Source organism: Rhodanobacter sp. FW104-R8 (assembly GCF_001617365.1).
Classification (GTDB): Bacteria; Pseudomonadota; Gammaproteobacteria; order Xanthomonadales; family Rhodanobacteraceae; genus Rhodanobacter.
Map to the genome: position 1 here is coordinate 1 of NZ_LVJR01000076.1, position 8,826 is coordinate 8,826.

Consider the following 8,826-nt stretch of genomic DNA (forward strand, 5'->3'; position numbering starts at 1 on the left):
TTCGCTTGGACATGACACTCCTTTTTGACCATGATCGGTCTTCTTAGAAGTGTCCGCGTTAACGGGGTAGAACCCAGGCAAGGTTCAGCGTGCTGCGGGCTTCAGCATGTCCTTCACCGCGTCGTAGTCGCCGTCGTTCGCGGCGGCGGGGAGGCCGAGCAGGCGGGTCATCAGCGGGTAGACGTCCAGGTTCGGGAACGCCGGCACCTTCGCGCCGGCGCGGAACGCCGGGCCGTGCGCCACGAACAATGCCTGCATCAGCGGCTCGGCGTTGTCGTAGCCGTGCTCGCCCAGGCTCAGCCGGCCCCTGCGCTTTGCCGCGTAGTCGCTGGTGGTGATGCGCCAGTGCACGTTCGCCAGGCACAGCAGCTGCGGCACGCGCGGATTCCTGCCGTAGGCCAGCCGCGCCGGCACGCGGGTCTTGTCCCAGCACTGCATGTGCGGCTGCGGCTGTTCCAGGGTCTGCTCGACCTGCGCGAAATCCGCGCGCGCCTGGGCGCTGTCCGACGCCGGGTTGAAGCCGGCCAAGATGCCCATGCTCACCGTCTGCACGCGGTCGAGCGGTACCAGTTCGTCGAGCATCACGCTGTTTGCCTCCGGCACGCCGGCCATGCCGTGGTCGGACAGCACGATCAGGTTGATCCGGTCGAACAGGCCGCGTTGCTTCAGGCCGCCCACCAGCCGGGCGAGCGCTGCGTCGGTGTCGCGCAGCACCGCGTCCACCTCGGTCGAGTCCGGGCCATGGACATGGCCCGCGTGGTCGACCTCGTCGAAGTACAGGGTGAGGAAGCGGGGCCGCTCGGCGGCTGGCAGGTCCAGCCAGGCCAGCACCTGGTCCACCCGCTGGTTGGCCGTCACGCTGGCGTCGAACGGCTTCCAGTAATCCGGCCGGCGGCCGTGGATGTCCGCCTCCGAGCCGGGCCAGAACATGGTGGCGGTGCGCACGCCGTGCCGGTCCGCCGTTTCCCAGATCGGCGTGCCCTCGGCCCACCAGCGGCCGTCGCTGACCGCCTCGCGGTTGCCCAGTGAGAACTTGCCCAGCCGCGGGTCGAACATGGTGTTGTTGACGATGCCGTGGTGGTCCGGCGTGAGGCCGGTGACGAGGGTGTAGTGGTTCGGGAACGTCAGCGACGGGAACGCCGGCTGCATCGAGGCGGCTTGTACGCCGCCTTGCGCCAGCATCGCCAGGGTCGGGCTGAGCCCGCGCTGCATGTAGTCGTGACGGTAGCCGTCGATCGAGATCAGCAGCAGCGGCGCCGGTTCGCTGGCCGGGGTGGCGGTGGGCGCCGGGCGATGGGTGGCACAGCCGAAGCTGAACGCTGCCAGGGAACACAGCAGCAGGCGAAACGGGATTTTCATGCGTGGAACCTTATGGTGCGGACAGTCAGCCTTTCATCATCGCGCACTGCCATGACCATTTCACGTCTTGCCCGGCACGTTCCCGCAGGGTTGCTCGTTGCCTTGGTGCTCGGCCTGCCCGGCATCGCCGCGGCCTGGCAGTCCGACACCTGGCCGTTGATCAGGCCGGCGCCGCCGGGCGTGCAGTTCCAGCAGGCTGCGCAGCAGCAGGAGGCGCGCGACCAGCTGCAGCAGGGGCTGCTGGAACAGCAACTGCACCAGGGCGTGTCGGACAACGCGAAGCGGCCGAGCGCGGGCAACCCGCGCCAGCAGCGGCAACTCGAGCAGGCCGACCAGGCGCAGCGTGACCGCGATCGCGCTCGGCTGCAGGACCTGCTCGACCGGGAGCGCGACGCGCCGACCCCGCCGCGTGTCGTGCCGCAAACATCGCCGGTACCGAAGCAGGACGGCGGCTGATCGAGCGCCGCGCTGGAAGCCGTCTCTTGTAGGAGCGCACCTAGTGCGCGAATGCTCTGATGTTGATCGAAGCGAAGAGCATTCGCGCACAGGGTGCGCTCCTACGGGGAATTTGCCTCAGCCGAACAGATCCCCGCGCGCGATGCGATCCTCCAGGTCCAGCAGGTAGCGCTTCGTCGGCAGGCCGCCGCCGAAGCCGGTGAGGCTGCCGTTCGCGCCGATCACGCGGTGGCAGGGCAGCACGATCGGCAGCGGGTTGCGCCCGTTCGCGGCGCCGACCGCACGCACCGCCAGCGGCTTGTCGATGCGCCGGGCCAGTTCGCCGTAGCTGATCGTGACGCCGTAGGGAATCCGCCCCAGTTCGTGCCACACCTCCAGCTGGAACGGCGTGCCGACGGGATGCAGCGGCAGCTCGAAGTGCTGGCGCTCGCCGGCAAAATATTCCTCCAGCTGCACGCGGGCGAACTTCAATGGCGCGACTGCGCGGACCCAGCTGGGATGAGCCTGCTTCGGATGGCGTTCGCGCTCGAACCATATCTCGCGCAGGCCGCGGCCGTCCGCCACCAGGCGCAGCGTGCCGACCGGGCTGTCCATCTCGTCGTAGTAAACGGTGTCGGGCAGGTTCGTCATGCGATCGCCCCCGGTTTTTTCCGGCGTGCCGGTGCCGGTGCTTCCGACGCGCCGCGCCACAGGTGGATCACCGCGTACGCGCGCCATGGCCGCCATGCGTCCGCCCGTTCGGCCAGCGCTTGCGTGCTGAGCGGCACGGCGTCCGGTGTTGCCTCGCGGCGCAGGATCAGGTCCGCTGCCGGGAACGCGTCCGGGTCGCCCAGTGCGCGCATCGCGATGTAATGCGCCGTCCATGCGCCGATGCCGGGCAGCGCGATCCAGCGTGCCACGAACGCATCCAGCGATTGCTCCGCGCTGAAATCCACGCGGCCGTCCAGCAGCGCCTGCGCCATGGTGCTGATCGCCGCGGCGCGTGCCGCGGTCAGGCCGACCTCGCGCAGGTCCGCCCGCGCCAGCGCGGCCGGTGTCGGGAACAGTCGCTCCAGCCCCGGCAGCGGCGACGCCGGCAACGGTTCGCCCCAGCGCTGCACGATGCGCGTCGCCAGCGTGCGTGCGGCTGCCACGCTGATCTGCTGGCCGAGGATCGCGCGCACCGCGATCTCGAAACCGTCCCAGCCGCCAGGCAGGCGCAGGCCGGGGTGGCGCGCGACCAGCGGACCGAGCACGGCGTCGTGGCGGAACGTGTCCGCGATCGCCTGCGGGTTCGCGTCCAGGTCGAACATCCGGCGCAGCGTCGTCACCACGCCGAGCAACTGCGTCGGTTGCGGGCAGTGCAGTTGCAGCTGCAGCGCATGCTCGCCGCCCGGCCACGCGCTGAGGCGCAACCATCCCGGCGAATCGGGCGGGCCGAACACCCGCGCGTAGCTCCCTTCGTCGACGAGTTCCACGCCCGGCAGCGCGCGCGTGCGCAGGAACGCGAGCAGCGCGTCGAACGCGTACGGCGGCCGGTAACCGAACCGCAGCAGCAGCGCCGCACCGGCCGCCGCGCGCGGATGCCGGCGCAGTTCGCGCGGAGCGATGCGGTTCGCCTGCGCGAACGCCGCGTTGAACCGGCGCAGGCTGCGGAAACCGGACGCGAGCGCGACCTCCGTCACCGGCAACGCGGTTTCCGTCAGCAGCTGCTTCGCGAACAGCAGCCGGCGCGTCGTGTGCACGCTGACCGGCGGCGCACCGAGGCGCTCGACGAACAGCCGGCGCAGCTGCCGCGCACCGATGCCGACGCGCGCCGCCAGTTCGTCCAGCGATTGCTCCGCCAGCACGCCGGCCTCGATCAGCTTCAGCGCGCGCGCCACGACATGGTCGCCGCGCCGCCAGTGCTCGTTGCCCGGCGCCAGCTCCGGCCGGCAACGCAGGCACGGGCGGAAACCGGCCGCTTCCGCGGCGGCCGCGTTCGCGTAGTAGCGCACGTTCTCGCGCTTCGGCGCCGGTGCCGGGCACACCGGCCGGCAGTAGATGCCGGTGCTGCTCACCGCGGTGAAGAACAGGCCGTCGAAGCGCGCGTCGCGGCTCAGCCGCGCCTGCTCGCAGACGCGGGGATCGGGCAAATGGGGCAGGGCATCCATGCGCGCAGGCTAGCACCGCCCGGGCGGGCGGACTCGCCGTTTTCGGACATTCATGGCGGAAACGGCGAGCCCGCGCGACTTACTTGATCGGCGCCATCAGGTGCTGGTACGGCGTGCCGGCCCACATCACGTACGGGACCGTCGTATCCGGATCCGCGTTCTTCGGGTACGCGTCGTAGAACGCCGGGTCGGCGCCCACCACCATGAAATGTGGCCCGGTCCTGACCCAGTGGTTGCCCGGCTCCGGCTTCTTCGCGTACGGATCGGTGTTGCTCGCGTCCGTGCCGCCTTCCAGCATGTAGATCATGCCGAGCTTGCCGGCCGGCGGCGGCTTGTGGTCCATGTATGCCTGCGCCCACTCCATCCCGTTCTTGTCCATGCACATGGAGTTCGGCCCCGGGATCGTCGGCAGGTCCGGCATGCAGGTGAAATCGTTCGTGCCCTTGCGCAACGTGCGCATCTTGCCGTCCGCGTCCATCGCGACGATCGTCGCGCCCTTCGCGACGCCGGCCGGCGCCGCGCGCATCGCGCTCGCGATCATCTGGGCGTCCGTGGGCGCCTTCTTGCCCGCCGCCTGCAGCCCCCCCATGGCGACGAGCATCGTGGTGGCAATGGCCAACCGGTACATCGACTCTGTTGCACGCATGGCAGCCTCCCCGCAAAGTCTTGCGATGGCCACTCCAGGACTTCCCCCGTCCAGCCAGTCTCTGCCGCTGTCTGACGCCAGTCAATCGGCACCGGCACCCGTCGCGGAGGTACTTCGGCCGGGCGGCCGGAACGGCCCGAAAGCCGCCGCTGCCGCGCATCAATCCTGGCGCCGGCCGAGCATGCCGGACAACGCGCCGTCGCGGCGGATCAGGCCGTGGTACAGCGCCGCCGCCATGTGCGCCAGGAACGTGAGGAACAGCAGCATCGCGAGCCCGCCGTGCAGGTGGCGCAGCATCGCGAACGCGGCCGGGCTGGCCGGGAAGATCGGCGGCAGCCGCAGCGACGCGCCGAGCATCACCGGATAGCCGCCGGCCGACAGCATCGCCCAGCCGATCAGCGGCATCGCCAGCATCAGCAAATACAGCAGCGTTCGGGTGCAGCACCGGCTGACCTATACTCATCGGTCTGACTCATCGGAGCCCTTCGTGATGAACGCACCCACCCGCATCGACACCACCCGCACCATCCGCGCGCCGCGCGGCAGCGAGCTTTCCTGCAAGAGCTGGCTCAGCGAGGCGCCGTTCCGCATGCTGCAGAACAACCTCGATCCGGAAGTGGCGGAGAACCCGGCCGAGCTGGTGGTGTACGGCGGCATCGGGCGGGCGGCGCGCAACTGGGAGTGCTTCGACGCGATCCTGCTTGCGCTGCGCACGCTAGAGGACGACGAGACCCTGCTGGTGCAGTCCGGCAAGCCGGTCGGTGTGTTCCGCACGCATGCCGACGCGCCGCGCGTGCTGATCGCCAACTCCAACCTGGTGCCGCACTGGGCCACTTGGGAGCACTTCAACGAGCTCGATAAAAAGGGCCTGATGATGTACGGCCAGATGACCGCCGGCTCGTGGATCTACATCGGCTCGCAAGGCATCATCCAGGGCACCTACGAAACCTTCGTCGAGATGGGCCGCCAGCACTACGGCGGCAATCTCAAGGGCAAGTGGCTGCTCACCGCCGGCCTCGGCGGCATGGGCGCGGCGCAGCCATTGGCCGCCTCGCTGGCCGGCATGTGCAGCCTCAACATCGAATGCCAGCAGAGCCGCATCGACTTCCGCCTGAAGACCCGCTACGTCGACGAGCAGGCCAGCAGCCTCGACGACGCGCTGGCGCGCATCGCGAAATACACCAAAGCGGGCGAAGCGAAATCCATCGCGCTGCTCGGCAACGCCGCCGATGTGCTGCCGGAACTCGTGCGCCGCGGCGTGCGCCCCGACGCCGTCACCGATCAGACCAGCGCGCACGACCCGGTCAACGGCTACCTGCCGCAGGGCTGGACGCTGGAGCAGTGGTTCGAACGCCGCAAGGCCGATCCGATCGGCACCGCACGCGCCGCCAAGCTGTCGATGAAGACCCACGTGGAAGCGATGCTCGCGTTCCACGCGCAGGGCATCCCCACCTTCGACTACGGCAACAACATCCGCCAGATGGCCCAGGACGTCGGCTGCGAAAACGCGTTCGCGTTCCCCGGCTTCGTGCCCGCCTACGTGCGCCCGCTATTCTGCCGCGGCATCGGACCTTTCCGATGGGTTGCACTCTCGGGCGACCCGGAAGACATCTACAAGACCGACCAGAAAGTGAAGGAGCTGATCCCTGACGACGCCCACCTGCACAACTGGCTCGACATGGCGAAAGAGCGCATCAGCTTCCAGGGCCTGCCCGCCCGTATCTGCTGGGTGGGGCTGGGGTTGCGCGACAAGCTCGGCCTGGCGTTCAACGAGATGGTGCGCAATAGGGAGTTGAAGGCGCCGGTGGTGATTGGACGCGACCACCTCGACTCCGGCAGCGTCGCCTCACCCAACCGCGAAACCGAATCCATGAAGGACGGCAGCGACGCCGTCAGCGACTGGCCGCTGCTCAACGCGATGTTGAATGTGGCCGGTGGTGCGACGTGGGTGTCGCTGCATCATGGCGGCGGGGTGGGGATGGGGTATTCGCAGCATTCCGGCGTGGTGATCGTCTGCGACGGCACAGAGGCGGCGGACAAGCGGATTGCGAGGGTGTTGTGGAACGATCCGGGCACCGGCGTGATGCGGCATGCGGATGCGGGGTATGAGATTGCGGTCGAGTGTGCGAGGGAGCAGGGGTTGAGGTTGCCGATGGTTTGAGTGCGCGGTCGCCGCCGGTTGAGGTGCAAGGCAGGATGTGCCATATTCGGCGCCAAATAAGGAGACGAATATGGAATCCATTCTCGCCAGCGCGAGTATCAGCATCACCGAACTCAAACGTAATCCCAGCGCGGTGATCGAGGCGGCCGACGGCGAGTCGGTCGCCGTGCTCGTGCATAACAAGCCCAGCGCTTATCTGGTGCCTGCAGAAACCTACAAACGCCTGCTGGATCGGCTGGATGATCTGGAACTGGCCGAACTGGTACGAGCTCGCAGCGGCGAGCGACGGGTGAAGGTCAAGCTCGATGAGCTATAGCCTGGAGTTCGTCGAGTCCGCGCTGAAGGAATGGCGCAAGCTATCCCCCGATATTCGCCAACAGCTGAAAGCCAAGCTTTCCGAGCGGCTGGAGCATCCACACGTTCCTGCCTCTCGCCTGCACGGATTGCCGGATTGCTACAAGATCAAGCTGCGCGCGTCGGGTTTTCGCCTGGTCTACCAAGTGCATGACAAGGTCCTCGTGGTGACCGTGATTGCGGTCGGCAAACGTGAAAAAGGGCTGGTCTACCTTGCGGCGAAGAAGCGCGTCTAGGATGGATAGGATGGAACGGTGCGCTACATGTCGATGGAAGCGCCAGGTTGCGATCGAAAGCGCGTGAAGAGAACCATGGGGAGGGCGGTTTCAAGGCTCACTATCACTCTCGGTGAGGATGCAAGTGAACCTTGCTCTTCCCCGGTGCTGCCGAAGAGTAGATGCCCGTCTTGTCGCTGACCACCCGCCGCTGTGTTTCACGCGGCGCCAAGATCGCGCCAGTCACCGTTCTGGTTAGGGCCGCGCCAGCGGCCCTTGCTGTTTGCCAAACACTCATCGGTCATCGCGGATCCCGTCCAGGTGCACGTCGTGCGTGGCACAGAATCTCGGGCTCAAGGCCCACCCCTTGATGGCTCGGTCCGCGTGCGGTCTTGCGTACAACACGGGTGCCGACGGTCGCGACCTTTCAGAGTGACTGGCTCAGAGCCAAACCCCGGTTCCGGCCTGCGACCGCCAGCGTGATCAGCCGAAGGCACGCGTGAGATCGAACGTCGTGCCCTCGTGCAGCATGTGGTAACAGGCGCGCGCCAGTTTGTGCGCCACGGCCTTGATCGCGACCACGCGATGCTTGCGCGCGCGTTTGCGCTCGTACCAGCGGCGGATCAGCGGGTCATAGCGGACCGCATAGTTGGCCGCTTCCATGAAGGCCCAGCACAGATAGCGGTTGCCACACTTGCGATTGCCGGTTCCTTTTCGTTTGCCGTTGGATAGTCGCACGCTCTCGACCATGCGGCAGTACGAAGCGTAATCGTCGACCGAGGCGAAACGCTCGATCGCACCGCTCTCCGGCAGGATCGTCATGCCCAGGATCGGCCCGATGCCCGGCACGCTCTGCAACCGCATCAAAAGATCCGGCCGCGCGATGTCCTTGCGGATCCACTGCTCCAGCGCGGCGATCTGCTCCTGCAAAGTCAGCCACAGCTTGAACTGGATCAACACGCCGCAGCGGGTTGCCAGATCCGGGAACAGGTCGACGAGCTGCGACGGCGTCAGCCGCCGCAGGGCGTTGGCCGAGAGCTGTTTGCCGGTGCTGCGACTGAAACTGGACTGGATCGACAGCGTCAACCGGACGGCTTGCCGCACCAGGCTGAAGCGACGACGCAGCAGATCGCGCGTAGGTGGACTCCACCGCAACGCCGACCAGCTCGTCCCGGTAAGGCGCAAGGTCGCTGAGCAGGCGCGGCAAATCATTGGAGCGCCGACACCGCAACACCGGTTTGCCGTCACCATCCATGACGGCCAACACGCTGTTGCTGGAATGCAGGTCGATGGCTGCGTAAAGTGACATGGCTGCCTCCTGTCGCTGGGCGACGTCGAAACCGTGGTAGTTCCAACGTACCGCCTGGCGCAGGAGGCGGCGACATGAGTCTTCAGGTTCACTTCCTGAGACATGGTAAGTGAGCCTGACTGACCTTGCCCGCGAGAAACGTATCCCTTGCCGTGTGATTCAATCCACGCAAGGAGAACGACATGACGAAGACA

General features: G+C 67.3%; 9 protein-coding genes and 1 pseudogene. 4 read left to right on the forward strand and 6 right to left on the reverse strand.

The genetic code is table 11. The features are described from left to right. Positions 1–84: 84 nt before the first annotated feature. Positions 85–1,359 carry an ectonucleotide pyrophosphatase/phosphodiesterase gene (locus RHOFW104R8_RS11495; protein WP_068094818.1) on the reverse strand — a complete coding sequence of 425 codons (1,275 nt, stop codon included), beginning with the start codon at positions 1,357–1,359 and terminating at the stop codon, positions 85–87. Between the two features lie 51 nt (positions 1,360–1,410). On the opposite strand from RHOFW104R8_RS11495, the gene RHOFW104R8_RS11500 reads away from it, so the two are divergent. After that, a complete protein-coding gene (locus RHOFW104R8_RS11500; RefSeq protein ID WP_068094815.1) occupies positions 1,411–1,815 on the forward strand; it encodes a hypothetical protein in 405 nt (134 codons plus the stop codon). A gap of 117 nt (positions 1,816–1,932) precedes the next feature. Here RHOFW104R8_RS11500 and RHOFW104R8_RS11505 read toward each other — a convergent pair whose 3' ends face one another. The 4 genes and pseudogenes from RHOFW104R8_RS11505 to RHOFW104R8_RS11520 form a co-directional block, all read right to left on the reverse strand. Beyond that, positions 1,933–2,445 (reverse strand): methylated-DNA--[protein]-cysteine S-methyltransferase, encoded by a 513-nt coding sequence (locus RHOFW104R8_RS11505; protein ID WP_068094820.1) that lies wholly within the window; start codon positions 2,443–2,445, stop codon positions 1,933–1,935. Beyond that, positions 2,442–3,947 (reverse strand): DNA-3-methyladenine glycosylase 2 family protein, encoded by a 1,506-nt coding sequence (locus RHOFW104R8_RS11510; RefSeq protein ID WP_068094812.1) that lies wholly within the window; start codon positions 3,945–3,947, stop codon positions 2,442–2,444. The genes RHOFW104R8_RS11505 and RHOFW104R8_RS11510 overlap by 4 nt, the downstream gene beginning before the upstream one ends. Positions 3,948–4,026: 79 nt before the next feature. Continuing rightward, on the reverse strand, positions 4,027–4,566 hold the full coding sequence (locus RHOFW104R8_RS11515; RefSeq protein ID WP_407071441.1) for a hypothetical protein: 540 nt from the start codon (positions 4,564–4,566) through the stop codon (positions 4,027–4,029). Between the two features lie 186 nt (positions 4,567–4,752). Then, positions 4,753–5,022 (reverse strand): annotated as a pseudogene (locus tag RHOFW104R8_RS11520) (cytochrome b); the annotation flags it as partial. 61 nt (positions 5,023–5,083) lie between these two features. On the opposite strand from RHOFW104R8_RS11520, the gene hutU reads away from it, so the two are divergent. The 3 genes from hutU to RHOFW104R8_RS11535 all read left to right on the forward strand — a co-directional run bounded on the left by hutU (position 5,084) and on the right by RHOFW104R8_RS11535 (position 7,344). Then, entirely contained in the window at positions 5,084–6,754 is a 1,671-nt protein-coding gene (hutU, locus tag RHOFW104R8_RS11525; protein WP_068094808.1) for a urocanate hydratase, read from the forward strand. Between the two features lie 70 nt (positions 6,755–6,824). Further along, complete coding sequence (locus RHOFW104R8_RS11530; protein ID WP_068094805.1) at positions 6,825–7,070, forward strand: type II toxin-antitoxin system prevent-host-death family antitoxin; 246 nt, start codon at positions 6,825–6,827, stop codon at positions 7,068–7,070. Then, entirely contained in the window at positions 7,060–7,344 is a 285-nt protein-coding gene (locus RHOFW104R8_RS11535) for a type II toxin-antitoxin system RelE/ParE family toxin (protein ID WP_068094802.1), read from the forward strand. Before RHOFW104R8_RS11530 ends, RHOFW104R8_RS11535 begins: the two co-directional genes overlap by 11 nt. 462 nt (positions 7,345–7,806) lie before the next feature. Here RHOFW104R8_RS11535 and RHOFW104R8_RS11540 read toward each other — a convergent pair whose 3' ends face one another. Further along, entirely contained in the window at positions 7,807–8,409 is a 603-nt protein-coding gene (locus RHOFW104R8_RS11540) for a transposase (protein ID WP_068094800.1), read from the reverse strand. Between the last annotated feature and the right edge of the window lie 417 nt (positions 8,410–8,826).

Coding starts and splice junctions, on each gene's coding strand:
- RHOFW104R8_RS11510 (WP_068094812.1), bottom strand. CDS start 3,947: ATGGATGCCCTGCCCCATTTGCCCGATCCCCGCGTCTGCGAGCAGGCG.
- hutU (WP_068094808.1), top strand. CDS start 5,084: ATGAACGCACCCACCCGCATCGACACCACCCGCACCATCCGCGCGCCG.
- RHOFW104R8_RS11530 (WP_068094805.1), top strand. CDS start 6,825: ATGGAATCCATTCTCGCCAGCGCGAGTATCAGCATCACCGAACTCAAA.
- RHOFW104R8_RS11535 (WP_068094802.1), top strand. CDS start 7,060: ATGAGCTATAGCCTGGAGTTCGTCGAGTCCGCGCTGAAGGAATGGCGC.
- RHOFW104R8_RS11500 (WP_068094815.1), top strand. CDS start 1,411: ATGACCATTTCACGTCTTGCCCGGCACGTTCCCGCAGGGTTGCTCGTT.
- RHOFW104R8_RS11505 (WP_068094820.1), bottom strand. CDS start 2,445: ATGACGAACCTGCCCGACACCGTTTACTACGACGAGATGGACAGCCCG.
- RHOFW104R8_RS11495 (WP_068094818.1), bottom strand. CDS start 1,359: ATGAAAATCCCGTTTCGCCTGCTGCTGTGTTCCCTGGCAGCGTTCAGC.